The organism is Bradyrhizobium sp. Leo114 (assembly GCF_055229415.2).
In genome coordinates, this window is the sequence record NZ_JBUYEN020000010.1 from 80,223 (window position 1) to 104,217 (window position 23,995).

Annotated in this window: 27 protein-coding genes; 25 read left to right on the forward strand and 2 right to left on the reverse strand. The window is 62.3% G+C overall.

Translation table 11 applies throughout. The features are described 5' to 3' along the window. Positions 1 to 39: 39 nt before the first annotated feature. The 8 genes from ACZIRK_RS14360 to ACZIRK_RS14395 are packed head-to-tail and all read left to right on the forward strand — an operon-like array spanning position 40 to position 4,698. A complete protein-coding gene (locus tag ACZIRK_RS14360; protein ID WP_463327531.1) occupies positions 40 to 1,044 on the forward strand; it encodes a hypothetical protein in 1,005 nt (334 codons plus the stop codon). Between the two features lie 55 nt (positions 1,045 to 1,099). After that, the gene (locus tag ACZIRK_RS14365) at positions 1,100 to 1,423 is read left to right on the forward strand and encodes a hypothetical protein (RefSeq protein ID WP_463327532.1); all 324 of its coding nucleotides are present in this window, start codon (positions 1,100 to 1,102) and stop codon (positions 1,421 to 1,423) included. Between the two features lie 51 nt (positions 1,424 to 1,474). Beyond that, positions 1,475 to 1,864, forward strand: a complete 390-nt coding sequence (locus tag ACZIRK_RS14370) for a DUF4054 domain-containing protein (RefSeq protein ID WP_463327533.1) — start codon at positions 1,475 to 1,477, stop codon at positions 1,862 to 1,864. Continuing rightward, positions 1,864 to 2,241 (forward strand): hypothetical protein, encoded by a 378-nt coding sequence (locus ACZIRK_RS14375; RefSeq protein WP_463327534.1) that lies wholly within the window; start codon positions 1,864 to 1,866, stop codon positions 2,239 to 2,241. Before ACZIRK_RS14370 ends, ACZIRK_RS14375 begins: the two co-directional genes overlap by 1 nt. After that, positions 2,238 to 3,044: a hypothetical protein gene (locus ACZIRK_RS14380; RefSeq protein WP_130228275.1), complete on the forward strand. Its 807-nt coding sequence runs from the start codon at positions 2,238 to 2,240 to the stop codon at positions 3,042 to 3,044. The genes ACZIRK_RS14375 and ACZIRK_RS14380 overlap by 4 nt, the downstream gene beginning before the upstream one ends. Beyond that, positions 3,045 to 3,644, forward strand: coding sequence for a hypothetical protein (locus ACZIRK_RS14385; protein WP_463327535.1), 600 nt, complete (start codon positions 3,045 to 3,047; stop codon positions 3,642 to 3,644). 1 nt (position 3,645) lies between these two features. Next, a complete protein-coding gene (locus tag ACZIRK_RS14390; RefSeq protein ID WP_463327536.1) occupies positions 3,646 to 4,539 on the forward strand; it encodes a hypothetical protein in 894 nt (297 codons plus the stop codon). A 3-nt stretch (positions 4,540 to 4,542) separates the two neighbouring features. Then, the gene (locus tag ACZIRK_RS14395; protein ID WP_463327537.1) at positions 4,543 to 4,698 is read left to right on the forward strand and encodes a hypothetical protein; all 156 of its coding nucleotides are present in this window, start codon (positions 4,543 to 4,545) and stop codon (positions 4,696 to 4,698) included. Positions 4,699 to 4,865: 167 nt separating this feature from the next. Here ACZIRK_RS14395 and ACZIRK_RS14400 read toward each other — a convergent pair whose 3' ends face one another. Together ACZIRK_RS14400 and ACZIRK_RS14405 are read right to left on the reverse strand one after the other, a co-directional pair. Then, the gene (locus ACZIRK_RS14400) at positions 4,866 to 6,161 is read right to left on the reverse strand and encodes a serine hydrolase domain-containing protein (protein WP_463327538.1); all 1,296 of its coding nucleotides are present in this window, start codon (positions 6,159 to 6,161) and stop codon (positions 4,866 to 4,868) included. Between the two features lie 291 nt (positions 6,162 to 6,452). Further along, complete coding sequence (locus tag ACZIRK_RS14405; protein WP_463327539.1) at positions 6,453 to 8,222, reverse strand: adenylate/guanylate cyclase domain-containing protein; 1,770 nt, start codon at positions 8,220 to 8,222, stop codon at positions 6,453 to 6,455. Positions 8,223 to 8,431: 209 nt separating this feature from the next. On the opposite strand from ACZIRK_RS14405, the gene ACZIRK_RS14410 reads away from it, so the two are divergent. Genes ACZIRK_RS14410 through ACZIRK_RS14490 form a run of 17 tightly spaced genes read left to right on the forward strand, consistent with a single transcriptional unit; the run spans position 8,432 to position 23,967 of the window. Further along, the gene (locus ACZIRK_RS14410; protein WP_463327540.1) at positions 8,432 to 8,656 is read left to right on the forward strand and encodes a hypothetical protein; all 225 of its coding nucleotides are present in this window, start codon (positions 8,432 to 8,434) and stop codon (positions 8,654 to 8,656) included. Positions 8,657 to 8,659: 3 nt separating this feature from the next. Continuing rightward, positions 8,660 to 9,163 carry a GPW/gp25 family protein gene (locus tag ACZIRK_RS14415; protein ID WP_463327541.1) on the forward strand — a complete coding sequence of 168 codons (504 nt, stop codon included), beginning with the start codon at positions 8,660 to 8,662 and terminating at the stop codon, positions 9,161 to 9,163. After that, positions 9,164 to 10,069 carry a baseplate J/gp47 family protein gene (locus ACZIRK_RS14420; protein WP_463327542.1) on the forward strand — a complete coding sequence of 302 codons (906 nt, stop codon included), beginning with the start codon at positions 9,164 to 9,166 and terminating at the stop codon, positions 10,067 to 10,069. Then, a complete protein-coding gene (locus tag ACZIRK_RS14425; protein WP_463327543.1) occupies positions 10,062 to 11,327 on the forward strand; it encodes a phage tail protein I in 1,266 nt (421 codons plus the stop codon). Before ACZIRK_RS14420 ends, ACZIRK_RS14425 begins: the two co-directional genes overlap by 8 nt. Before the next feature lie 9 nt (positions 11,328 to 11,336). Beyond that, positions 11,337 to 13,688, forward strand: coding sequence for a hypothetical protein (locus ACZIRK_RS14430; protein ID WP_463327544.1), 2,352 nt, complete (start codon positions 11,337 to 11,339; stop codon positions 13,686 to 13,688). 28 nt (positions 13,689 to 13,716) lie between these two features. Beyond that, on the forward strand, positions 13,717 to 13,920 hold the full coding sequence (locus ACZIRK_RS14435) for a hypothetical protein (RefSeq protein ID WP_463327545.1): 204 nt from the start codon (positions 13,717 to 13,719) through the stop codon (positions 13,918 to 13,920). Beyond that, entirely contained in the window at positions 13,898 to 15,052 is a 1,155-nt protein-coding gene (locus ACZIRK_RS14440) for a hypothetical protein (RefSeq protein ID WP_463327546.1), read from the forward strand. The genes ACZIRK_RS14435 and ACZIRK_RS14440 overlap by 23 nt, the downstream gene beginning before the upstream one ends. Further along, positions 15,049 to 15,714 (forward strand): hypothetical protein, encoded by a 666-nt coding sequence (locus tag ACZIRK_RS14445; protein WP_463327547.1) that lies wholly within the window; start codon positions 15,049 to 15,051, stop codon positions 15,712 to 15,714. The genes ACZIRK_RS14440 and ACZIRK_RS14445 overlap by 4 nt, the downstream gene beginning before the upstream one ends. A gap of 11 nt (positions 15,715 to 15,725) precedes the next feature. After that, a complete protein-coding gene (locus ACZIRK_RS14450; protein ID WP_463327548.1) occupies positions 15,726 to 16,022 on the forward strand; it encodes a hypothetical protein in 297 nt (98 codons plus the stop codon). A 22-nt stretch (positions 16,023 to 16,044) separates the two neighbouring features. Next, positions 16,045 to 16,266, forward strand: coding sequence for a hypothetical protein (locus ACZIRK_RS14455; protein ID WP_463327549.1), 222 nt, complete (start codon positions 16,045 to 16,047; stop codon positions 16,264 to 16,266). A gap of 40 nt (positions 16,267 to 16,306) precedes the next feature. Continuing rightward, the gene (locus tag ACZIRK_RS14460) at positions 16,307 to 18,064 is read left to right on the forward strand and encodes a phage tail sheath C-terminal domain-containing protein (protein ID WP_463327550.1); all 1,758 of its coding nucleotides are present in this window, start codon (positions 16,307 to 16,309) and stop codon (positions 18,062 to 18,064) included. 43 nt (positions 18,065 to 18,107) lie between these two features. Further along, complete coding sequence (locus ACZIRK_RS14465) at positions 18,108 to 18,716, forward strand: phage major tail tube protein (protein WP_463327551.1); 609 nt, start codon at positions 18,108 to 18,110, stop codon at positions 18,714 to 18,716. After that, positions 18,716 to 19,234 carry a hypothetical protein gene (locus ACZIRK_RS14470; protein ID WP_463327552.1) on the forward strand — a complete coding sequence of 173 codons (519 nt, stop codon included), beginning with the start codon at positions 18,716 to 18,718 and terminating at the stop codon, positions 19,232 to 19,234. Before ACZIRK_RS14465 ends, ACZIRK_RS14470 begins: the two co-directional genes overlap by 1 nt. After that, the gene (locus ACZIRK_RS14475) at positions 19,234 to 21,894 is read left to right on the forward strand and encodes a phage tail tape measure protein (RefSeq protein ID WP_463327553.1); all 2,661 of its coding nucleotides are present in this window, start codon (positions 19,234 to 19,236) and stop codon (positions 21,892 to 21,894) included. Before ACZIRK_RS14470 ends, ACZIRK_RS14475 begins: the two co-directional genes overlap by 1 nt. Beyond that, the gene (locus tag ACZIRK_RS14480; RefSeq protein ID WP_463327554.1) at positions 21,891 to 22,349 is read left to right on the forward strand and encodes a phage tail protein; all 459 of its coding nucleotides are present in this window, start codon (positions 21,891 to 21,893) and stop codon (positions 22,347 to 22,349) included. Before ACZIRK_RS14475 ends, ACZIRK_RS14480 begins: the two co-directional genes overlap by 4 nt. After that, positions 22,350 to 22,607 carry a tail protein X gene (locus ACZIRK_RS14485; protein ID WP_130231237.1) on the forward strand — a complete coding sequence of 86 codons (258 nt, stop codon included), beginning with the start codon at positions 22,350 to 22,352 and terminating at the stop codon, positions 22,605 to 22,607. It begins immediately after the preceding gene. A 25-nt stretch (positions 22,608 to 22,632) separates the two neighbouring features. Beyond that, on the forward strand, positions 22,633 to 23,967 hold the full coding sequence (locus tag ACZIRK_RS14490) for a phage late control D family protein (RefSeq protein ID WP_463327555.1): 1,335 nt from the start codon (positions 22,633 to 22,635) through the stop codon (positions 23,965 to 23,967). The last annotated feature ends 28 nt before the right edge of the window (positions 23,968 to 23,995 follow it).

Here is a 23,995-nt window from a genome sequence, read left to right on the forward strand (position 1 = left end):
CGAGCCGATTTTTTCCCTCAAGAATGAAAGGACAATCCGATGGCGGTTACTCGCCTTACCGATGTCATCTATGGGCCGTTGTTTCTGCCCACCGTGATCCAGCGCATCCAGACCCTGACCACGATCCGCACCTCGGGCATTGCGTCGTCCGACCCGCAAATTCAGACCTTTGCCAATGGTCCCGGCGACATCGTGCAGCTGCCGTTCTGGAACGACCTCACCGGACCGTCCAACGTCTCCAGTGACGATCCGGCGCAGAACGCGACCCCGAACAAGCTGAACCAGGGCCAGGACATCGCCCGCAAGATCCGCCGCAACTACGGTGTCTCGGCGGCCAATCTGGTGTCCGCACTTCTGGCGGAAGATCCGCTCGACGTGGTGGCGCAGCTGATCGCGGAATACTGGGTACGTGAGGAGCAGATCATCCTCGGCTACCAGCTGAACGGCGTGTTCGCATCGCCCTCGATGGCCGATCACGTCCTCCCAGTCGCCTCGGAAGATGCTGCAGGAAGCGGCGTGCTGCTCGATGCCGACGTCTCCTCGAACGCCCACGCACTGCTGGGCGATCAGGGCCAAAGCCTGGTCGCGGCGATGATGCACTCCCGCGTCTATTGGAATCTGCGTGCGCAGCGGGCGATCTACTTCAAGAAGGACCCGGTCACCGGGCTCGACTTCGAGTTCTGGGACGACAAGCGCATCATCGTCAACGACGCCTGCCCGCGCGTTCCCGGCACCACCAACGGCTACAAGTACTCCACGTATTTGTTTGCGCTCGGTGCGCTGGCCTATGCGGAGGCGACCGGTGGCGGTGGTCCGGCCATTCCGATCGAGTTCGACTCGGCACCCGCCGCCGGCAACGGCGAAGGCGTGCAGACCGTCTGGTATCGCAGGCACTGGGTGATGCACCCCCGCGGGGTCAAGTTCACCTCGGCCAGCATCGCCGGCGAAAGCGCCACCAACGATGAACTGGCCAATGGCGCCAACTGGTCGCGGGTCTACGACCCCAAACTGGTGCGCGTCGTCGCGGTGATCACCAACGGCTGAGGGCTGCCCGGCTAAGCCGGGCGCCCTTTCGGGTTCAACAAACAGGAGAAGTCTGATGGCTAGGAAAGCCAAGCCCCTCGATCCGCAGGCTCTGCATGAGCGTATCCGTGATGCCGAGCAGGCCTCGCGTGCCGCCGAATCCCTCGCCAACGCGCTGGGCGATCGCCAGATCCCGGACGGTGCAGTCGAGCGCTCCAAGGAGAAGGGCGATCAATTGAAGAAGCTGATGGAGTTGTCGGCGGTGGTCGACCGCGCCGGCACGCCGCCGCCGCTCGCCGGCGAGAGCGACGACGATAGCGACGAGGCCGAAACCGAAGAGCCGGAGCCGACCAAGGAAGAGCCGGTCAAGGAAAAGGCGGCCGAAAAGGCCCGCAAGTGACGAAAGCTGCCCGGTCTTGAACTGGGCAGGTTTCTTTTGAGAGGGCCGAGCATGGCGACCGACGAGGAACTGGCGCAATTCCACCTGCGCTTCAAGGCGATCACCGCCGATATGGCCGATGACGACGAGGTCAGGATGTACATCGACGATGCCCATCGCGTGGTCGATGACGACACCTCTTGGCGCGAGGCCGATCGTCCGATCGGCGTGCTGTATATGGCAGCCCATCTGGTGATGATGGCGCGTGCTGCCGACACCCAGGCCAAGCAGGGCGGCGTCCAGACCGGCGCGGTGACGTCCATCACGGTGGCCGATCGCACGGTGCAGTTCGACACTTCTTCCCAAGAGACGACCAGCGGCAGCGGTCTTTCGCAGACCATCTACGGTCAGCAGTACCTGATAATGCTGCGGCGCAATCCGGTCTTCATCATGAGGGCGTGATGCCGGGCTTCGATGATTATGCGCTGGTGCTGGAGAACGCGATCGACGGCTTCTACGGCGAGGACATCGAGCTTCGGCCCATGATCACCGGCAGCTATCTGTCGCAGCCGATCGCCGACTCTTCACGCGTGATCGTGCCGGCCAGGGGCGTTGTGGTCTCCAAGGGCGCCATGCTGCGGTCGGACTCCGGCTTCATCGCCAAGCGCCTTGAATCCGATCTGCTCTTGGAGGTGCAACCGAGCTATATGGCGGGCATTCGGGAGGGCGATCGGGTGCTGCTCAAGAAGACCGGTGGCCTGTTCGAGATCTCCTTCATCGAGCCTGCGCATTATGGCCGCCCGGTGCTGCACCTGCTCACGGTGAAAGACAACCCGTGAGCCTGATCCGCATGGTGTCGCGGATGTGTGCAGTTGCCGCCTTGATGGACCGCACCTTCGCCGAAAAACGGGTGTACGATTCCGACAACACCCCGCTGCTCGATGCGATTCAGAACGAGCGCAAGCCGTACATCACGGTCTTCACCGACAACGACACCACGGAAGGCATCTTCGGCCGCGACATCTATTGCGGCGATCACCGTATGTCGGTGGTGTTCGAGTTCGGCATCGCTAGCGCCGCAACGGTCAAGAACAAGGGTACCGTCCTCAACATTCCGCAGACCGATCAGGCGATGGAGGCCTTGGTCGACATTCTGGAAAGCCAGATTGTCGCTGCGGTCGTCTCCGATCCCACTTCGCCGTTCGGCGAGGTGTTCCGGCAGCTGGTCAACAAGATCATTCGCACTCCCTCGGTGCGCGGCGGCTCGCATGACCGTGGCACCCGCTGGGCGGCGCGGCAGTTGACGTTGATCTGTGACACCATTGCTGCTCCCGCGCCGGGCGTGGTGCTGGACGACGATCATCCGATCCGCCAGTTCATCGCCTTCGCACGCCGCGACGAGTTTGCCGCGCTCGGCATGAAGGAGGCGGCCGATCTGGTCGAGCGGGTCCTGAACGAGACCGCTTCGCCCGACTGGCGGCAGCAGCAGGCTTGGCTGGGCCTCACCGAGGCCGGCATTCGCGGCACCGGTGTTGCGCCGATGCCGGATGGCGACGAGGCGGGGCATCCCCTGACTTTGGCAGAGCCGGCGTTCGATGCCGACCTGACCTTCTTTCCGCCGCTTGAGCCGGACGATGGTTAAATGGCCATCAACGTCAGGATCGACAGCGCCGACCTCGTCAAGTTCATGCAGAACACCGAGAAGGCGCCGCAAAACATCAAGGGCATAGCTGCCAGGGCCTTGAACAAGCTCGGCGATCAGCTTCTGGATGACGTGGTCGAGGTGGTCGCGGCACAGACCGGCATGGACGATCGGGTGCTGCGCCGGGACATCGTGGTCACCAGAGCCTCTCCCGGCAACCTGTATTACTCAATCGACGCATCGGCCGCGCTGATCGAGGCGCCGGCCACGCGACCGATGCCGGGCGCCAGACGGTTCAACCGCCGTCCCGACGATTACTTTCACGCCGAGGAATTGGTCAACATCGTCACGATGGGCGACGAGGAGGTCTGCAAGATCTGCGAGGCCTTGGAGGAGGGCGGTCCCTACAAGATCGAGGAAGCACGGACCTTGCTTCCGGCCCATCCGCACTGCCGCTGCGTGGTGCAGCCCTATCGCTCACGGCGGGAATTGCCGGTGGCATTTCGGAAGGGCCAGAGCGGTGAGCTCGCCAGCGTGACCTTGGAGCGGCTGAGGGAACGGCTCCGAAACGAGATCAAGTTCAGCTTGCGGGTGTTGTGACATGGCCGCCAATGATGCCATCGACAAGATGATGGCCGAAATTGCCTCGCTGCGTCGCATCGTCGGCAACATGATCCGCCCGGCCACCGTGTATGAGGTCAAGGGCGATAAGATGCGTATGGTGCTGGGCCAGGACAAGAACGGGCAGGATGTGCTCGGGCCATGGCTCGACACCATCAACCACCGCGGCGGCGCGCGTGAACGGCGCTTCTACAAGAAGGGCCAGAACCTGACGCTGTTCTGCCCCAACGGCGACATGAGCCAGGCGATCGTCGCGCCGTTTGCCCCGAACAAGAATTTCGAGCATCCGGACCACGCCAACAAGTCGGGGCAGAACGAGGAGACCTATCAGCAGGACACCATCCGCTCCAAGACCAAGCCGGATGCGCAGGAGTTCTGGATCGCGCCGGAATCGACCGACGACGATGAGCAGCAAAGCGGATCGGCCTCGACTTCGCAGCAGAAAAAGAAAAAGCAGTTCGATCCGGACAAGGATGCCTTGGTGCTGGTGCGCACCGGCGAAATCCAGAAGGACGATGATTCCGAGGAGCAGGGCTCCCAGGCTGCGCAGCAGAAGTATCAGTCCAAGCCGAAGGGCATGTACCACGTCCGGGTCAAGAAGAAGGGCGGCCAGCTCTCCGAGGACAAGCCGCAGGAAGGCCACATCCTGTTCGAGGCCTCCGACCAGATCACCTTCAAGGTCGGCAATTCGACCATCACCATGCTCGGCAACAAGATCACCCTGACGTCCGACGAGATCGTCACCGACGGCAAGACCCTGCTCGGCGACCCGGAAGCCGACAGGCCGATCTCGGGCAAGGGCACCAAGGATACCGGCGGCTACCAGGATCAAGGTCCCGTGTCGAAGAACGTCTACATCAAATTCGGGGAATAGCTGATGAGCATGAAAACCCAGCTCTACTTACGCTTCGCAGCCCGCATCAACATGGTCTTGAGGCCGCTCGGGTTGTTGCTCATGGCGACGTTCGAGGGTGATCCGCCGGAGCCGGTGGAAGTCGTCACGCTGCATCTGCGGCGCCTGTATCGTTACTAGGGCGTGTACTCATGAACCCCTTGCGTCTGCTTTGAGGCACAAACCGGAACACATTTGCTCGGTCTGAACCTTACCGCTTTTGACCCCGTTGCGGACCTCGGCAATCCGCTACTGCACGTCGCCGCGCGGCAGCGGTCGCCTTCGGTATTCGACAAGATGCGAAGAACTCAATGTTGCGAGATATTCAGCGCTCCGTACGTCAGATTGCGCATCGCCGTGAAGTAATCGCTGACCTTTTCTGGTGCGACCTGGATCATCTGTACAGCGATCACCTTCTGCGCCGGATCAACCCAGAACTCCGTCCCCCAAACTCCACTCCAGCCAAAACTGCCGACTGACCCGCCGGGACTACTAAGGCTCGATGTTCGACTGGTGCGAATGGCAAAGCCGAGGCCAAACGTTGTCCCATGGTCTGGGCCGACACTGCGGCCCACAAAGCTAACATCGTATGGTAGCGCGTCGGCGGTCATCAGCTTCACTGTCTCAGGCGCGAGTATCCTAACTCCGTCGAGCTCACCGCCATTGAGCAACATTTGGCAGAAGCGCAAGTAGTCAAGAGCCGTCGAGGCAAGTCCGCCGCCACCTGAAACGAGCTTGCGCGGCCTTGTGATGTCAAATTGAGGAGGACGCGTCGTTGGTGCCTCGACCACGCGGCCGAGCTTTTCGCTCGGTACATAGAAGCCGGTGTCAACCATCCCGAGGGGCTTGAAAATGCGGCTCTGCAGGAATTGATCAAACTGCTGGCCGGAAGCAACTTCGACAACCCTCGCCAGAACATCTACGCCCCAGCTGTATTCCCAGACCTCACCCGGTTGGTGTGCCAGCGGCAAGCTCGAAAGACTTGTCACAAACTCGGCGAGGGAATTGTCCGGCTCGAAAGCGGCCTTAGCGTAGAGCCTGTTGATCGGCTCATCTACAAATTGCGGCGGATAGACCAAGCCGGAAGTATGACGAAGCAGGTCGCGCACGGTCATTGGTCGCTTCGGCGGTTCTAGCGCAATGTCGATCTTCCCTGACGCCGGGTTAGGCTTCGCGGTCGCGACTTGCATGGTCTTCAGCTCGGGCAGGTATTTCGCGACCGGAGCATCGAGATCGAGCTTGCCGTCGTCTACCAGCATCATGGCTGCAACACTGGTGATCGGCTTGGTCATCGACGCGATCCAGAAGATCGAGTCGGTCGTCATGGGAATGGTCTTGGCGCGATCTTGGAAGCCAATGGGTTGAAGATAAGCAAGCTTGCCCTCTTTAGCTATGGCGATGACTGCGCCCGACAGGTCCTCGCCCGAAGGGTCGACCGCATCAATCCGTTCCTGGTACCAAGAGGTAATTTGCGAAAATCCCCCTATCGAAAAGTTCTTGATCGCAGGATCGATAGGTGTCGAGAGCGCGACGGTCAAAAGAACACATCCGATTGCACTGAAGAATGCCAGGGCCTTTGTCAGGGAGTGTTGCATATGCGTCATGGCGTGCTCCCGCGAAGATAAAGTGGCTCGCTCTGCGTGCGCTTGTGGCACGTTCAGCATATCGATTTGAATGAGGTTTGCTACTGTCGTTACGGTGCGCAATGTCGCTTATTGGCCCATCAGCGAAGTGGTGGCACCTGTAATAGAGGTCCGCTTAGCGGGGCATTAGCGGACCAGATTTGCTCGCGCTGAGTTTTTCGCATTTTGACCCATAGGCGACTTTTCGGCTTCTCAGCGAATGTCCGCAGTCGGGGCGCTTGCATGAAGGCACGTATCCCGGCAATCCAAAAGTCACTCCGGAATTCCTGCTTTGCCAAGGCCATCGGCTAGCTTGGCGAGATCCTCAGGTCGGCGAAACGGAGTTAGATTTCTGAGGTTTGAGAGGCGCAAATCGGGATCACATTCGAGGACTTTGGCAATTGTCCTCCTTGCTTGTTCAGCCCGACCAGCCAGCGCACTACTGGCGGCGAAGTTGCACATGGATAACAGAAAGTTTGGATGCTCGCGCACTGATTTTTCTGCCCACAACAAAGCGGCACCATAATCGCCAGCAAGAAAATGAGCATATGCCATCGCACCCTGCATACCGAACATCGCCGGATCAATCGGGCTCTGGCGCATAGCATAAGCAGCGTGCTCCAACGCGACATCTGGCTCGCCTCTCCAGATTCTCAACCAAGCGCTGAGGTTCCATGCTTGTGCTTGGTTACGATTGACTGCGAGGGCCCGGTCCATCACATCAGCGGCATCGTCGAATTCATGGGCCATATAGGCAAGAGCATATCCGCCCATGCACAGCGCTGTGGCGTCACTTCTGTCTAGACGGGCCGCTTTCCTTGCCAGCCGCGCAGCTTCTGAACACTCATTTTCAGGATCGAGCATCCAGCCATTTGCCTTGCGCCGGACATAGCACCACGCGGCCATGCCATACGCAGAAGCCAAACCAGGATCAAGCTCTGTCGCTTTGTAAAACAGTTGAAGCGCTTCGTTATCGGCCTCTCTGGTCCACCGATGGACCCTCGCCAGACCACGCATGTAATAATCGTATGCATTTAGGTTTTCGGGCGGCTTCCGCCTGACCCTTTTAATCTCGGCGCGCTGAAGGTTCGGTGCTATTGCATTTACGACACTGGCAGTCACTTGGTCCTGGAGATCAAACATATTTTCCAGCGCGCCATCAAAACGGTCAGCCCATAGATGTACTCCAGATCCGGCATCGATCAATTGACCGGCGATTCGAATTCGGTTGTCGGCCTTCCGGACGCTACCTTCCAGTACGTACTGGACTCCTAGCTCGCGGCCGACTTGCTTCGCGTCAACGGGGCGGCCCTTGTAGGTAAAGCTTGAACTACGTGAGATCACAAACAGCCAGCGAAAGCGCGGCAGCGCCATCGTGATATCCTCCACGATGCCGTCAGCGAAGTACTCCTGCTCGGGATCTGCGCTGAGGTTCTGGAACGGCACCACGGCAATTGATGGTTTATCCGGGCGGGTTAGCATCGGTCTTTGTCTTGCTGCCGCAACGCGATCCATAACTTTAAAAACACGGACTGGCCGCGCAATATTCTTAAGGTGCTGCTCGCCCAAGTCGACGAACTCGACCGTGATTTTTCCCACAACCTGATCGTAGGCTGACGACGATATAAAGATAGCGCCTGGTTCCGCGATGCTCTCAAGCCTTGCCGCAATATTCACGCCGTCGCCAAAAATGTCATGCGGTCCGACAATCACGTCGCCAATATTGATGCCGACTCGGAGACGAAGACGCGTGTCTTCAGCGTCTCCGATTGTAAGTTTATGAATACGGGTCTGAAATAGTATCGCAGCGCGAACCGCCTCGACCGCACTCGAAAACTCCGCCAAGAACCCGTCCCCGGTGTTCTTGACGATGCGGCCGCCGTGTTCGGCAATCGCAGGCGTGACAGTGTCTTCAAGGAGCGCTGTCAGCTTTGCATGCGTAGCCTCTTCGTCATAGTGCATGAGCCGCGAATAGCCAGCCACATCGGCGGCCAATATCGCCGTCAGCCTGCGCTCGACCCGAACTGGCCGCTCATGCACCATGGCCCGCAATCCAACTCAGCACACTGTACGACGGATTAAAGAGGGTGCCAAACGCGTTTTGACGGGGGTAGCCATCCAAGCTGATGTCGGCACATGGCCCAAAGCGGCAGTCCCGGATGTCTGCTCTCGCGCCGCTGTTGGGGGCTAAGCGGACATCACCCCCGCTCTAGATTTATGAGTACACGCCCTAGCTAGTGAGGAGCACGACCATGGTGCAAAGGAAACCGGTCAACGAGTATCATGTCTACGATGACAGCTTGAAGCGGATCGCGGGCGTCGACATCATCGAGCGGGATGGGGCGCGCGTGGTGCGCTTATCCGCCGGGCAGGCTGCTTACCTGATCGACCAGGGCACCATCGGCGTGACGCCGAAGGCGCAACTGTCGGCCGCCGCAAGCAGCCTGATCAAGCAATTCCACGGTGCGAAGGCTTGAGCCTTGGCCAAGGTCGGCGAACTGTACGATCCGCGCTATGAGGCGTGGCCGGAACTGCGGCAGGAGACGCGCGTCCTGGCGCCGGTGCGCGTCGGCATCGATCGCTCGACCGGCAGGATGATCGTCGGCTGGAAGCACGTCCGGCAGAGCATGGCGATGATCTTCATGACCCGCTTTCACGAGCGGGTACTGCGGCGCTGGGTCGGCTCATTCGTCCCGCATCTACTCGGCGAGAACGCGGTGGAGCGGACCATCACCCGTTTCTATTGGGCGATCGCCGCCTCGATCGACTTGTGGGAGCCGAACTATTCGATCACCCGCATCAGGGTCTCAAAGCGCGCCGACGGCTCGGAATTGACCTCGTCCGACGAGCTTCGGACCGGCCAACTCCAGACCCGGAACGAAGGTATCTACAAGCCGCGCGGTCACTTAGGTGATCCGACCCCGGAGACCCGTCAGCCTTTCGGGCTGGTCCGCTCGGCCAGCGGCGGGTGGGAGCAAGCCTAAATGACGGCGCGCTATTCGGTCATTGACCTGTCGCAGCTCGGCACGATGTCCGTGCTCGAGACCATCGACACCGAGGCCATCATCGCCTCGCGCATGGCCCGCTTCAAGCAGGTGTGGGCCGAGAACGACCCGCCGGCTGCGGCGCAGTACGATGTCGGCGACCTCGAATTCGATCCGATCAAGATCAATCAGGAGAACTCGACCTATTTCGAGTTGATGCTGCGCGACCGCGTCAATCAGGCGGCGCGCGCCACCACGCTGGCGTTCGCCACCGGCACCGACCTCGATGCCGTCGCCTCGCGCTATCCCGGCGGGGTGCCGCGGCTCACAGGCGAGGACGACGACCGCTACCGGCATCGCATCTGGGCGTCCCCGAATCCGCTCTCGCCCCATGGCGTTGCCGAGAGCTACGAGTTCTGGGCCTTGAGCGCACTGAACGGCGCCTTGCGCGATGCGACCGTGGTCAAGATCAGGCCATCGCTCGCCGAAGATCCGGTCGTCGTCGTCACCTGCATGCTGGAGGGCGACAATCCGGTGCCGTCCACGGCGCAGCTTTTGCAAATCCGCAGCTACATCATCGACGAGAAACGGGCAGGGACCACCGACGTGATCTCGATCCGTGGGCCGATCATGCGCGACATCGCCTATCGCATTGGGCTGTATCTGTATCCGGGGCCGGATGCACCGACCATCGTCGCTGCGGTCAAGAACAGCCTGAACGCGCTGGCTGAAAATCTGCGCTGGCTCGGCGAGGACCATACCTTGATGCAGATCAACAAGGCGATTGCGCTCACCGGCGTGCATAGCGCGGTGATCGAGTCCCCAACCGAGGACGTCAGGGTCGATCCGACCGGACTAGTGCGGGTGACCTCAGTCGACGTCGAATATCGGGGCCGGCGTGAGTGATGGCTTTGGGGCGCAGCTGCTCTATCGGGCGGCCACCGGCTTTGAGCGCGCCATGGCGGATGCCGATGCCGAGCGATTGCTCGCCGTCAACGCCGAACTGATCATCGAGAACTGGGACCCGTACCTCGTTCAGACCAAGAACCTGCCCTTCCTTGCTTACGCCATGGGCGTGACGCTGTGGGAAGATGACTGTTGGAGCGAGGGGCAGAAGCGGGAATGGGTCGCCAACCAGTGGCTGTTCAAGAGCCTGCGCGGCACCGTCAGCGGCATCCGCATGGCGCTCGATGCTTCGAACTATGTGCTCGACCAGCACGTGACGCCGCCGCAGGGATTCTATGCCTCGCCGGACCTGACGCCGGCGCAGTGGAACGCCTGGATCAAGCAGATGCCGGAACTGCGGCTGACTTACGCGCAGCGCGAGGGCACGCGGGGGCTGGACGAATTCTTCCTCGATTGGGGATTTGCTGACCAGGACGCCTGTTCGATCGACGATGGCTTTGCGCTCCGCGGCCGCTATGCGGTGCTGCGGCATCTGGGAGTAGACACCCCGCTCGCGTTCGTCGATTACCGGCCCGGCTTCAAGGATGCAGAGGCGGTCGATTACGAGCGGCTGTCGACCGCAGGCAAGTCCTCGCTCGGCCTGATCGTCGAGGAAGATTATTCCGATGACGATCGTTACGTCTGTTTCGAAGAGGTCACGCCAGATCTGTACACGCTGCGCCTCGATCGCAGCTACAGCGTCGATGCTTCAGAGGTGACGCTGACCATCGTGACGCCGAGCCAGGAGCCGATCACGCCGAGCTACGAGATCAACTCTGATGTCGGCAGTGGCAACGGGATGGTGTTCACCGAGGATTATTCCGACGATCGCTATGCCGACCAGCCGGATGGCGGCGACAAGTTGCTCGCGCAGCGCATCTATCTGCTCGATCCTGCTGTTGCGGCGCCGATGACCATGGGCATCAGCTTCTCCGACGCCACCCGCGTCGGGATGCCGTCCTATACCGCCGAACTCATGGTCGATCTCTTCACCAGCGAACCGTTGCCGGCGCAGTTCATCGAGGAGACCGAGGCTGGTGAGGGCTTCGCCATCGACGAGGACCCCACGCATATCGATCGAGCGCTGCGCGCCATCAACGCCGGCAAGGCCTTGCGCGACACCGCGCTGGTGACGTTTGCCGTCAAACGACCGGTCGCCATGGGTGACTATCTCGCCGACACGACCGCGGCCACCGATTGGGTTGCGGATATACTGTAGGAGAACGCTGTGGAGAAACGAGTCCTTATCGACACGTGGCAGAAGGTCGTCCGCGATGACTTTCTGAAGTTCGGCACCTTTCCGCGTGACAGCTTCGACACGATCGTCGGCAAGCTCCTGATCCCCGATCGCGCCTTTGAAGGCTTCAACGTTGTCCAGTCGGGTCCGGCCGAGGTTACGGTCGGCTCTGGCCATCTGTTCAACAATGGCGCGGTGTACTTCAATGACACCGAAGGCGGGACCACGATCGACCTCTTGTCGCGTCTGCCTGCGGTCACCCGCCGCATCGTCGCCATCACGGTGTGGGGCCAGGAGATCGACTCCAAACTGGAGCCGCGCACCTTCCTGACCGATGCCGAGACCCGCGCCACGGTCGCTCGCGCGACTGCAACCGAGCACTGGCGCTGGGCCAACATCGGGCCAGTGAGCGGCGTCGAAGGGCCAGACCCACAGCCGCCGGCGGTCTCGGCTGACGTGGTGACGGTGGCCTATGTGACGCTGTCGACCACCGGCATCGAGTCCATCATTCGGGCCGATGAGAACCTGACGCCGACCTTGCGCCAGGCCGACAACCGGCTCAACGAGTATGACATCTGGCGCAAGGTCATCGGCACGCTGGTCGACACCCTTCGCTCGGATCTCTTGGCAGTGGCTGCCAAGCTATTCGGGCTGGCGCCCTGGGAATTCGTTCGCGCGGTGACCGCCGACGTTGCCCGCATCAAGGACAAGATCAGGCTGCCGTCGACCTATACCGCATGGGCGGCCGACCATTTCCTGACCACGGACTATTCCGACACTGCGCATCCGGACTGGCTGGCTTCGATCGAGGAAGGCGTGCGCTTCCCGGCGGCGGCTGGCTTCGACGCGCAGCTTGGCCTGCTGAATCCGCTCGATTCGTTGGTGACCAACACCAACAACGTGATCCTGCCGGCCTGGGACCCGGCGATCCGCATTTCCAACGTCGGCTTCGACGACGAATGCGCGATCGCGCAATACAACTACCAGACCGTCGACATGGTGCAGAAGATGATGGCGCGGCAGGTGACGCGCTACGGCACCCCGTTCACGGTCTGCTCCAACAGCCAGTTTTGGCAGACCGGCACCTTTGACTACGCCAACTGGACCTTCAACCGTGGTGGCGAGGTGTTCCAGGTCGAGGGCGCGGTGACGCTGGACGTCATCGGGACCGCGTGGGGCGGCTTTGCCCATAACGTCGTTCGCCTGCAACAGGTCTGGCAGGACACGGTGATGGAGCCGTATTGGGACCGCGTGGTCACCAACTATTCCGTCAACGGCGCGGTGATCGCCGAGACCTTCCCCAATTCGCAGGATGGCTGGCTGTGCCAGATCAACCTGTTCTTCTCGCGCGTGGCGGCCACCGGCGACGTCACGGTGCTGATCTGCCAGTTGACCAACGAGAGCCCGGACCCGAGCAAGATCATTGCGCGCTCCACCTTGCCGGCCGGCAGCTTGAGGACCGCCACCGGCGCCAATCCGGTCGGGACCACGTTCCGGTTCCAGCCGACCTTTCTCGGCAAGGGCCGCTACGGCATTATCGTCATGACCGCCGGCAACCATTATGTGTGGCGGCTGAAGAACACCAACTACATCGCCGGCACGTTCTTCTATTCGACCGACGGCCACTGGTTTCAGGGCGACCTGACCGAAGACCTCGCTTTCGAGGCCTACTTCTGCAAGTTCCGCTCCAACCTCACCAAGGTGCAGCTCAACCCGGTGCAGCTGCAGAACGGCATCGCGGCGATCGACATCAATGCCGACACCATCGTGCCAGACGGCACCAGCCTCTGGTATGAGGTGCAGAAGGATGGAGTATGGACCGCGCTCACCGGCGAGGGGCAGGCTGCCTCGCTGTTTGCTGGCTTGCCGCCGCTGCTGCCATTCCGGGCCTGCTTCCAGGGTTCGGACTCGACCCAGCCCGCACTCGGCGTCTCCTCCAACTCGCGCGTCACCACCTGGCGCCCGCGCTCGGACTTCCGTCACATCTCGGCGGTGCGTGGTCCGATGTCCACGATCAACAAGATCACGCTCGACGTGCGGCTGGAGTCCTGGCGCGATGCGGCCGACTATGTCGCAGCCTCGAACTTCTCCAGCAACAACCACCATCACTTCCGGTGCTTTCTGCTGCATGGCAACAACTACGCGACCATGCGGCCGGCCGACGTGGCCACCGCGGAGGTGGCGCCGGACGATCCCAACGCCGTGATCTTCCATCTAACGTACTACGGGATGGGAAACCTCACGTCCTATCGCTTCCGGATGGAGGGCACCACCGACAACGTCCTGACGACCTATCACGTCGCCGAGCGGCTCGACGTGGCGTTCGTCTATTCCGGTTCATAATCAGCAATCGCTCATCAGGAGCACAGCAATGGCAGATTTTGTCGACGACAAATACTACAGGGTCGAGCTTTTGCGAGCGGTCGACTTCGGCGGGACCATCTTCCGTCCCGAGATGTCGGTCACCGTGATGCGCGGTGGTGTCATCAATCTATTGATGCAGGACCCGAAGAACAAAGGCGCGTTCGGCACGACCACCGAGGTCAAGGACTATGGCGCAGAAGGCGCTCAGTGAGCAGTTTGCCTTTGGTCGGGACACCCCGATCATCGGCAACTTGACCAAGCTGGTGGCGGCGATCGACGCGAGGTTCGCGGCGCTCGAGCAGATGGAAGAGAAGGTCAATGCCACGCTTGACGGCGTTGTCAGCCTGGCATTGCAGCGGCTGAACGAGACCTTCACGCCACTGATCGTCGAGGCGCAGCAGCGGCTGGAGCAGTTCGGGGCCGCCTTTGGGGCGACTTCGCAGTCCACTCTCGACGTGTCGCTGGGCGTCAAGACGCTCGTGATCGATGAAGATCGTCGGGTCGGCTTCATCTATTCCGACTATGTGGCCTTGCGCGCGATCGAGAACGACGCGATCAGCATGCTGGCTCATGTCACAGATTACCAGCGCGACTCCGGCGAGTTGTCGGTCGATGTTGTGCAAATCCCGGAAAACGCTGGCGCCTCCTACACCGGATGGAAGGTCAACATCTCGGCAGCGCCCGACCTTGCGCACGCCGGCCGCACCGACAACCCGCACCATACCACGGCCGAACAGGTGGGCGCCTACACCACCACCCAGACCGATGCCGTGGTGGCCAATGCCATGGCCAGCGCGCAGGACGCGATCAACAACTACATCAACGGCCTCGGCTTCATGCGCCAGTCGCTCAACCTGAGCGATCTGGTCGACAAGGCGGCGGCGCGCGCCAATCTTGGTGCGCAAGTGGCCGGCAACTATCAGGCAGCGCTCGGTTATACGCCGGTGAACAAGGCCGGCGACACCATGTCCGGCAGCCTCACGGTCAACGGCGATCTCGCTTCGCGCCGTGCCGGCTCACCGGGCACCGGCATCTTGTATCTGGGCAACTCCGGGGCGCGCTATCTACATTTTGACGGCGCCAACTACAGTCTCCCCGGTGCTCACGTCTACTCGGCCGCCGGGCGGTTGTTGGGCACCGGCTCTGATGCCGGCCTCGTCATCAATGGACGCCTGGCCTATGCCGCCGACACTTCCGTCAACGCCAACGGCATGAGCGAGCCTTACGGCGGCGCGGTGATGACCGGCTTCGGTTGGGTCAGCGGCGTCGCGACGCAAGCACGCTTCCGTTACATGCAGCTTCAGAATCTGGCCGGCGGCTGGTGGACGATTGGATACGCATGACGACAATCATCAATCACGGCTCATGGGAACGCTACGTCCCTGACGAGTTTCCGTCGGGCGCTCCGGCGAGCACAATGTTCTGCAAGAGAGCCGATGACGGGATGGACTGGTACGCCTACACGCACCCGCCGGCCACAAACTTCGCGCCGACGTCCGTCAAGGCGACGGTCTACGACAACAGGCTCGTCGCCGTGGTCCGCGATGTGTCGCTGCTGTTTCCCCAAGGGGCGACCGTCATCGAGATCACCGACGACACCGCGACGGAAGACGTGCTGGCGGTCTATGGCGGGCAGATTTACGACCCGGTGGCCAACACGTTGTCACCACCGCCGCCGCAGGAGCCGGCGCCATTCACCAATCGCAGGCCGACGATCGTGGCGGCGGCTTTCAACATCCATGTCGCGGATTTTGACATCCCATCGATCGACGGCCTGTTCAACATCGCCGCCGCCGTCTACCTCGACGTCGGCAGCTACATGGTGTTCTTCGTCCAGCCGCAGCCCGATGCGGCCTATTACGCCGTCATCACCGGCGATGCGCCGGCCGCGCGATTGAGCGATCAGGCGCCCGAATACTTCACCATCGAAACCAAAGACGGACCGGGCGGCAACCCGATCGATCCGGCCATCCTGTCTGTCCAGATCATGAGGATCGACCAATGACGGAGCCGACTATGGGAAGACTCGTGTGTTTTTTGAATGCGCTTGGCGAGGATCGTGTGCGGGTGATCACCACCATGCCGGGCACTGCTCCCTATCTCATTCGCAACATCTTGAGCGACGGCAAGCCGTACTGGTACTGGGAGACGATCCCGCTCGGCACGGTGGTGGGTGCCGACTTCTCCAATGCGCCGCTCGGCACGGCGAACATCCAGGTCAACCAGCAGAACATCAACGCGATTACGGTAAAGCCCGAGGACGTGCTGATCTACGATCCCCCTTTGGGGTCCACGGCGCCGTCCGTCGCCTGATCGCGTGGCTTCGAGGCCTGACATGGGCAGCATTGCAACGCTCACGCAAACGCTCGAAGTCTCCGATGTCGGCGACATCGTGATCACGACCATCGAGCAGGACGCTGACGCCGGGGACTATGTCCGGGAAATCCGCGTGTTCGGGACCGCCACGACCGGCAACCCGCCGTCGCTGGTAACGCTGCGCCTTCGCTCGACGACCCGCCAGTCGTTGGAAGTGACGGCGCCGGCGAGCGAGTTCTGATCCAACACCCACATACTTTCCACACAAGGAGACCATCACGATGGGAGATCCAGTCTTTGGCGTCGTCATCCGGCCGGTTGACGAAGAAAGCAGGCCGATCATCGGCGCCGACCTGTCCACGATCGGCATTATCGGGCCGGCCGCGGACGCGGATGCCTCGGTGTACCCCCTCGACACCCCGGTGCTGGTCTACAGCAACGACACCACCAAGACCAAGAAGCTCGGCACCAAGGGCTATCTTGCAGACGGCATCACCGGCATCAATGACCAGCTTGGCGAGATGCAGTTCGCCGCCCGCGTGGTGGTGGTGCGCACCGCGGACGGCGTCGATGTCGATCCTGCCATCAAGCTGCAGAAGACCATCAACAACATCGTCGGCTCCTCGCTGGACAATACCGGCATTCATGCCTTCCTGAAGTCGGTCGGCATGCTGGGGCTGACGCCGAGGCTGATCTGCGCGCCGGGCTACACCGGCCAGTTGGCCAACTCGGTCAATACGCTCGAACTCGAGAGCGGTGGCGAGGGCTATGTTGAGGGCCAGGTCTATCCGCTCACCTTCTCGGGTGGCGGGGTCAATGCCGTGCAGGCGGTTGCAACTGCGACCGGGCAGGCTGATGGCACGCTCGGGGAGGTGATCCTGAGCCAGCCGGGCGCGTGGTATTCGACGCCGCCCGATGTGGTTGCGCCCTCGGCCGGCAAGCGCGTCACCGCGGTAGAGGTTGAGGGTGCCGGCTCGGGCTATGCGGTCAACGACATTGTCACGCTGCCGGGTGGCGTGTCGGTGGCGGTGACGACCGTTGATAATGCCGGTGCCATCACCGCGGCGGTCCTCGCGAGCCCCGGCCTGATCGCTGCGGACGCGGCGGCGCCGGCAAACCCGGTGGGGGACGTCTCCAGCACCGGCTCCGGCCATGGAGCGACGTTCGAACTGACCTGGACCGCTTATGAGGCTGCAACCTTTACCGCGACGGTCGCACAGGGCGCCAATCCGGTGTGCGCGGCGCTCAATTCGGTGCTTGATCAGCTGCTTGGCCACGCGGTGGTCGAGTCCAAGGGCAGCTCGCAGGCTGACGACGAGAACTGGCGCGAGACCATCTCTTCAAAGCGTCTGATCCCGATCTCGGGCGGTTGCAAGGTGCTCGATCCTGTGACTTCGGATGTGGTGTACCGCCCCTTGGCGCCGCGCATCATCGGGGTTGGGGTGCGGCGCGATCAGGAAAAGGGCGCACCGTTCCACTCCTGGGCCAACCAGCCGATCCAGGGTGTCGTCGGACCGGCCCGCGACATTACCTATGCGCTCACCGACGACGCCAATGAGGCGCAACAGCTGCTCAAGAACAACATCGGCGTCATGGTGCGTGGTGAACTCGGCAACGAGTTTGCGATCGCCTCGGGCGGTTTCATCTTCATCGGCACCGACAATGCCGGCGAGGACGAGTTGTGGCGGTTCTACAACATGGTTCGCGGCCGCGATTACATCCACCTCTCGCTGCTGCGTTCGATGCGGTACTACCTCGGCCGCTTCAACATCACGATCCAGACCGTGCAGGCGGTCATGAACGGCATGAAGATGCTGCTGCGTGACCTCGCTGCCGATGGCCACATTCTCGGCTACACGGTCAACTTCTCCGCCGCCAAGAACTCGTCCGACGAGATTCGCATGGGCCATCTCACCGTCGGCTTCAAGGCGGAGGAGGCGGCGCCCTTGCGCAAATTGACGATCGAGTCCGCGCGCTACCGTGAGGCGGTGGACGCGATGATCGCCGAGCTTGCCGCCCAGATGCAGCTGCAGGGCTAATTCGCCGCCGTAGCGCCTCACATCTTTCCAAGGAGAACAGCCCATGTATGTCTACACGATGGAGAGCGTCAATCTGGTCTGCGGTGACAACGACGCCGGTCAGAACCAGCCGGGCACCGCGACCTTTCTCACCTTGCGGCAACTCAAATTGCCGAACCTGGAGGAGAACTATGTCGAGCACGTCGCCGGCGGCGCGATCGCGGCGATCGAGGTGTTCACCCACATCAACCGCCTGGAAGCGACCTTCACGCTGGCCGGCTGGCAGCCGCGCGTGATGGGGCTATTGGCTCGCGGCAACGCCTCGCGTCAGGCCCAGCGCTATACCGCTCATGGCGTGATTCGCGAGCAGCGCACCGGCAAGCCGATGAAGGCGACGGGAATTCTGTGGGGGCGGCTCGGCGCCGTGAACCCGACCGCGTTCCGCCGCGGCGACCTGATGGAGCACGAGTTCTCCATCAAGGGCATCACCCACTATGAGTTGTGGATGGAGGAGAACGCATCGGCGGACGGCTCGCAGAGTTCTGTCACCCAGCTGTACTACTGGGATTTCTTCGAGAACGTGCTGATCGTCGACGGCTACAACGTGTTTGCCCAGGAGAACGCGATGATGGGCATCACCACTGATCTGACGGGTCAGGCCGAAGCCGGTTAATGAGCGTGATCGACCGGACGGGCGGGCGCAGGATTTTCCTGCTGCTGCCCTTCAAGCATGAGGGCAACTGGATCAGGTCGATCTATCTGCGCCCGATGGCGTGGGATCATACCCTGAAATGGCAGGATGGCGATTACGCCAGCGCGATGGATTTGCTGTTCGACATTGTCGAGCAGCCGGCTGAGGTCGTCAGACAAATCCGCTACCCAGATGTCGACCGGGTGATGAACCAGTTCTTCGAGATGCTGCCGCCGGACATCCGCGACCAGATCGCCGCCGGCCAGATCCCGCAGAAGGTGGTGCCGCTTCAGCACGATCCGGAAGAGTCGACGGCACCCGATCCAGAACTCGAGCCCGAGTTGCCGTTTGACGAGCCCTACGATCCGTACCGGATGCCGACCAAGGAGGAGATCGAGGCGGACATGAAGGCGCATCCGGTGCCGCCTGAATTGCAGCAGCCGTTCCCGCCAAAGCAATCGGACAGTCAAGGCAGTGGTCTCGGCTTTGAGGTCAACTGATGGCGAACGACGAATATAAGATCGTCCTGCAGGGCGAGGACCGCACCGCCCCCGCCTTCAAGTCGGCGGCGAAGAACGCGGCCGACCTGAACAAGGTGCTCCGGACCGGAGCTGCGGCTCAGGGCAAATACGGGCTCGATTTTCCGACGATTGCCGAGATGGAGCGCCGCGCGGCAACAACGCGTAGACAGGCGCGCGAGCAGGAGGCCCTGAACCGCACGGTGGATCGCGGCTCGACGTCGCTGCGCGGCATGGCCTCGCGCTACACCGCGCTCGGGTTCGCTGCGCACTCGGCCTATCAGGGCGTGATGGAGTTCGCCAAGAACGAGGAGCAGCTGCGCGTCCTGCAGGCGCGGACCGGCGCCGTGGCTACCGATGTGGCCAGACTGAGGGCAACGATGCGCGACGCCTCGCAGCAGTTCGGTGTGCCGCAAGAGCAGGTTGGTAAGACCTTCGAAGCGATCCGCGACGCCGGCTATATGAGCGAGGAGCAGGCGCGGGCGCTGGCCCCGGCCGTCACCTCAATGGCCCGGCAGTTCGGCGTGGCCGGCGATGCGCTGGGCAAGAGCCTCGGCGAGTTCATGCAGGGGCTTAAGATTGCGCCGGATCAGGGCGAGCAGGCGCTGAACATCATCGGCCGCGCCGCCAAGGAATTGCGGCTCGATCTCGATCAGCTTGGCCGCTCGGCGCCCGAACTCGGTCACCAGATGGCCGACCTTGGCGTTACCGGGACGGAGGGCTTGAGCAAGATCCTGTCCACGATCGGCCTGTTGCGGGAGAAGGGCTTTGGCGACACCGCGCAGGCGGCGCGGACGCTGGTGCGGTCCATGCAGGAGATTCATCGCGGCGGCGGCGTCGCCGGGGCGCTTGGTCTGGACGAAGAACAATGGTCCGGCATGATGAACCGCAACATCGCGGCCGGCGGCAACTTCTTCGATTTCTACATCTCGCGCATTGCTGAGGCGCGCAAGCGCGGCACGGAATGGGGCAAGCTGTTCTCCGATCCGCAGCAGCAGAAGTTCTGGAAGATGATGTTGGACTCCTCGGGCCGGTACAGGGAGCTGCAGGCCAGGGTCCGCGACGGAATGAACGACTTCTCCAATCGCTTTGTGGGCTCGGCCAACGATGCCCAGCTGGCGCTGGACCGGCTGACGACCTCGTTCGATGAACTGAAAACGACATTCGCCTCTCTCGCTGCCAGCGGGGGAGGCTTGAGCTTTCTGCGGGATGTGTCGGCCGAGCTGAAGAACATGAGCGACAGCCTTGGCAAGGCGCGGGACCTTATCGACCGGATCAATCGCGGCGAGACCTCGCTGTGGGGCGCGGTCAAGGAAATCGTTGGCGGCATGCACTTCCCGACGCCGCAGTCGGTTGCACAGGGCCTGATCAACGGCCCTCGTGGCATCATGGGCAATCCGAACTGGCAAGGTCCTCCGGTGCCGCCCGGCTTTACGCCGCCGACCTCGGTCCCGCCGCAACGCGCGACCGGCGGCCCGGTCAACCGCGGCCAGACCTATCAGGTCGGCGAGCACGGTATTGAACTGTTCACCCCATCCACCTCGGGACAGATCACGCCGCTGGATGCCGTCTCCACCATGCGCACCCTGAGCGACGTCGAACTCAACACCGAACGCTCGCTCGCGGTCCTGACCCAGATTCGCGACATGATGCGCAAGCAGGAGCAGGAGAATGAGGGTAGAGGCGGCGGTGGCGCCAGTCTGCCAGGCGGTTACGGCGGCGGTGGTGGTCCGGGTTCGCGGCCGGGCGGCGGCTATAACCCGCCGGATGGCGGCATCCCGGGCGGCGCGCGCGGCGGCGAAAGCGTTGGCGGGCAGGTGCCGCGCGCATTACGGCGTCGCGGCGCCGGTGGCAACAGCGCGGCTGGCAGCAGCGATCTCGGGATTGGCGGTGACGTCGGCGGGAATGCCAGCCTGGCCGAGCAGCGCGCGCCGCTGTGGGCCGACGTCGAGCGCGATCCCGCCACCAAGCACTTGATGTACCAGATGATGGCCACCGAGGGCGGCGGCTCCGCGACCGTCGAGGCGCTGTTCAACCGCGTGGCCATGATCAGGAAGAAGGTGCCGGGCTACAGCATCAGCGACGAACTGCGCAGCGGCTTCTACGGCCCGATCAATACCGGTAAGGCGCAGCGCACCGCCATCACGCCGGCGATGCGCCAGCGCTATGACCGAGAGATCGCAAGGGTTCTCGGCGGCAGCAACATCATCCAGGGCCGCACCGATCAGGGGACGTTCGGCGATCCAAATGCGAACGGTCCGGGCCGCGTGTTCTTCCCCGGCATGAGCCGGCGCGAAATCTACAATTTCTGGAAAGGATCGCGCCGCGGCCGGCAGTTCACCTATCAGGACTCCGCGCGCTTCGCCGAAGAGCAGAATGCGAGGGCGCCTGCCAGCGACGGCTTGAACCAGCCGGCGCTGACCCAGCGTCCGGAGATGCCGACTGAACCCCCGGCTGAACTGAATGCCGATTTGCAGAAGATCAAGGATCAGCGCGCCGAACTCGAGAAGCCGATCACCATTCGCGCCCAGCTGGACCGCGGCCAGGACAACCAGTTCCGCCGCGCCTCGATGCGCCGCGAGGTCAATCGCGAGGTCCGGGAGGCCGCGTATAATTCCTACAACGACATCGGTGCCGCATGAACACGACGCTGTATCAGTTCGGCCTGATCCAGTGGCAGGTCTGGCCGTTCAACCTCTCCGAGGTCATGCACTCGACCGCGACTGACTGGTCGCGCAAGGAGATTGCAGGCGCTCCGATCTTCCGCGAGTGGGTCGGCGAGGGCGACGAGGAAATCGAGATGCGCGGCCGGGTGTTTCCGCACTTCTTTGCCACCACCGGCCTGAACCAGGGTTCGGGCATGGGCCATCTCGACGTGCTCGACGAGATGCGCCGCTACGGCAAGTCCAACATCCTGATGCGCGGCGACGGCCTCAATCTCGGCTGGTACGTGATCGAGCATCTGTCGCGCGGCCATTCGTCGCTCGATCGCTACGGCATCGGTCGGCAGATCGAGTTCGAGGCGCGTTTTCAACGGGTGCCGGTGCCGTCGGCCGATACGTTCTATCGCGACACCACCTTCTTTGCGACGAACTAAATGGCGGTGACATCCTACGAACTGGTGACGGTGACGGGAGATTTCGTCACCGCCGACCTTCTGGTGTGGCGGCGCTACAAGACGCCAGCCTACGGGATCGTTGAAAAGCTGCTCGACGCCAACCCGCATTTGGCGAGGCTGCACAAGCAATCGCCCTTCCTGCCGGTCGGCACGCAGGTGCGCATCCCGATCGACAGCGACATTCTGCGCGGGCGTCCGCAGCCGCAGCAGATTCGCAACGTGACGCCGATCATCTGAAAGCATCGATCTTAAGGGACGACTCATGCCGCAGCAGTGGCAGCCGGCGGTCGCGCCGACCTATCGCCGCCGAGCCAACGTCAAGATCGTGATCGCCGGCAAGGACATCACGGATGCGATGGCGCCGTACCTGATCTCGGTGCAAGTGTTGCTCAAGGATTGGGGTCCGGACACCGCGAACATCGAACTCGACGACCGCAACGCGGAGTTGCCCATCCCGCGCGACGACGAGCCGGTGAAAATCTACATGGGCTGGGCCGGCAGCGGCCCGTCCTTGCCGCTCAACCAGCATGTCGAGCACATGTACAAGCTCATCATTCCCGACCAGTATGTCGATGGCTCGCCGATCAAAGAATTGCCATATCAGGCCTCGGGCTATCAGATGGTGTTCGGCGGCATCGTCAAGTCGGTCGAGAGCGGCTTTGCGCGCGCCGGCGGCGGCCGCAGGCTGTGGGTGGAGTGTACCTCCTACAACGAGAAGGGGGACGCCAAGGCGCCATCCCTGATGACGGTCGGGCAGGGGGATTCGCCTGACGGCGACGGCCAGGACGTCAGCCTCAAGGACTTCCTCGGCAACGTCATGCAGAAAAACGGGCTGACGCTGTATGCCCACGGGGTCGACGACATCAAGCGCAAGTTCTGGATTCAGGACAATGAGAGCCCGATGTCGCTCGGCCAGAGGATCGCCACTGAACTGGGGCTCAGCTTCAAGATCATCGGCAACAGCGCGCTGATCGGCCCGCGCGAGCAACTGCCGAACGGCGATCTTGCCCCCACCGTGGAGGCGGTCTGGGGCGTCAACTTGATCTCGTGGCGCATCAAGCCATTCTCCGGCCGCCCGCAATGGGCCGGCGCCAAGCAGCGCTTCTTCGACATCTGGAACGGGATGTGGAAGTCGGTCACGAAAAGCATCGGCGGATCTGTGCCGTTCGGCAGCGCCACCGCTGTTGCGATGATGCACGGCGCTGCACCCAATGAGCAGGCCGGTCAGCAGTACAATGAAGGGATGGCCGCCGACAGCCAGGAGAGCCGCGGCACCGGATGGGTCATCATCAACGGTGAGCCGGCGGCCCAACCCAACGGCAATGTCGTGATCTCGGGGGCGCGGCCCGGCGTCGATGGCCGCTACGCGATCTCGGAAGCCGAGCACAACTACACCCGTGGTGGCGGCTACACCACGCGCTGCAATCTCAAACGTCCGCAGTTGATCAGCGACGATTACTGGTCGTGGAGCAGCAAGACCCCGGAGCAGATGGTCAAGCAGCAGCTTCGCGATTTCCCGTCCGAATTGTGGGGCGACATGACCCCGGTTGAGCCGCAGTTTCCGCCAGAGGTCAGCAACCCTCCGACCTCGCCCTAGCCGCTTTCCTCAAAAACCCAAAACCGAA

Excerpts from the sequence above, each read along its gene's own strand:
- ACZIRK_RS14445 (WP_463327547.1), top strand. The coding sequence starts at position 15,049 with ATGACGACAATCATCAATCACGGCTCATGGGAACGCTACGTCCCTGAC.
- ACZIRK_RS14485 (WP_130231237.1), top strand. The coding sequence starts at position 22,350 with ATGGCGGTGACATCCTACGAACTGGTGACGGTGACGGGAGATTTCGTC.
- ACZIRK_RS14465 (WP_463327551.1), top strand. The coding sequence starts at position 18,108 with ATGTATGTCTACACGATGGAGAGCGTCAATCTGGTCTGCGGTGACAAC.
- ACZIRK_RS14405 (WP_463327539.1), bottom strand. The coding sequence starts at position 8,222 with ATGGTGCATGAGCGGCCAGTTCGGGTCGAGCGCAGGCTGACGGCGATA.
- ACZIRK_RS14370 (WP_463327533.1), top strand. The coding sequence starts at position 1,475 with ATGGCGACCGACGAGGAACTGGCGCAATTCCACCTGCGCTTCAAGGCG.
- ACZIRK_RS14410 (WP_463327540.1), top strand. The coding sequence starts at position 8,432 with ATGGTGCAAAGGAAACCGGTCAACGAGTATCATGTCTACGATGACAGC.
- ACZIRK_RS14365 (WP_463327532.1), top strand. The coding sequence starts at position 1,100 with ATGGCTAGGAAAGCCAAGCCCCTCGATCCGCAGGCTCTGCATGAGCGT.
- ACZIRK_RS14440 (WP_463327546.1), top strand. The coding sequence starts at position 13,898 with ATGGCGCAGAAGGCGCTCAGTGAGCAGTTTGCCTTTGGTCGGGACACC.
- ACZIRK_RS14450 (WP_463327548.1), top strand. The coding sequence starts at position 15,726 with ATGGGAAGACTCGTGTGTTTTTTGAATGCGCTTGGCGAGGATCGTGTG.
- ACZIRK_RS14390 (WP_463327536.1), top strand. The coding sequence starts at position 3,646 with ATGGCCGCCAATGATGCCATCGACAAGATGATGGCCGAAATTGCCTCG.
- ACZIRK_RS14360 (WP_463327531.1), top strand. The coding sequence starts at position 40 with ATGGCGGTTACTCGCCTTACCGATGTCATCTATGGGCCGTTGTTTCTG.
- ACZIRK_RS14435 (WP_463327545.1), top strand. The coding sequence starts at position 13,717 with ATGGCAGATTTTGTCGACGACAAATACTACAGGGTCGAGCTTTTGCGA.
- ACZIRK_RS14490 (WP_463327555.1), top strand. The coding sequence starts at position 22,633 with ATGCCGCAGCAGTGGCAGCCGGCGGTCGCGCCGACCTATCGCCGCCGA.
- ACZIRK_RS14460 (WP_463327550.1), top strand. The coding sequence starts at position 16,307 with ATGGGAGATCCAGTCTTTGGCGTCGTCATCCGGCCGGTTGACGAAGAA.
- ACZIRK_RS14385 (WP_463327535.1), top strand. The coding sequence starts at position 3,045 with ATGGCCATCAACGTCAGGATCGACAGCGCCGACCTCGTCAAGTTCATG.
- ACZIRK_RS14480 (WP_463327554.1), top strand. The coding sequence starts at position 21,891 with ATGAACACGACGCTGTATCAGTTCGGCCTGATCCAGTGGCAGGTCTGG.
- ACZIRK_RS14475 (WP_463327553.1), top strand. The coding sequence starts at position 19,234 with ATGGCGAACGACGAATATAAGATCGTCCTGCAGGGCGAGGACCGCACC.
- ACZIRK_RS14420 (WP_463327542.1), top strand. The coding sequence starts at position 9,164 with ATGACGGCGCGCTATTCGGTCATTGACCTGTCGCAGCTCGGCACGATG.
- ACZIRK_RS14395 (WP_463327537.1), top strand. The coding sequence starts at position 4,543 with ATGAGCATGAAAACCCAGCTCTACTTACGCTTCGCAGCCCGCATCAAC.
- ACZIRK_RS14455 (WP_463327549.1), top strand. The coding sequence starts at position 16,045 with ATGGGCAGCATTGCAACGCTCACGCAAACGCTCGAAGTCTCCGATGTC.
- ACZIRK_RS14375 (WP_463327534.1), top strand. The coding sequence starts at position 1,864 with ATGCCGGGCTTCGATGATTATGCGCTGGTGCTGGAGAACGCGATCGAC.
- ACZIRK_RS14470 (WP_463327552.1), top strand. The coding sequence starts at position 18,716 with ATGAGCGTGATCGACCGGACGGGCGGGCGCAGGATTTTCCTGCTGCTG.
- ACZIRK_RS14400 (WP_463327538.1), bottom strand. The coding sequence starts at position 6,161 with ATGACGCATATGCAACACTCCCTGACAAAGGCCCTGGCATTCTTCAGT.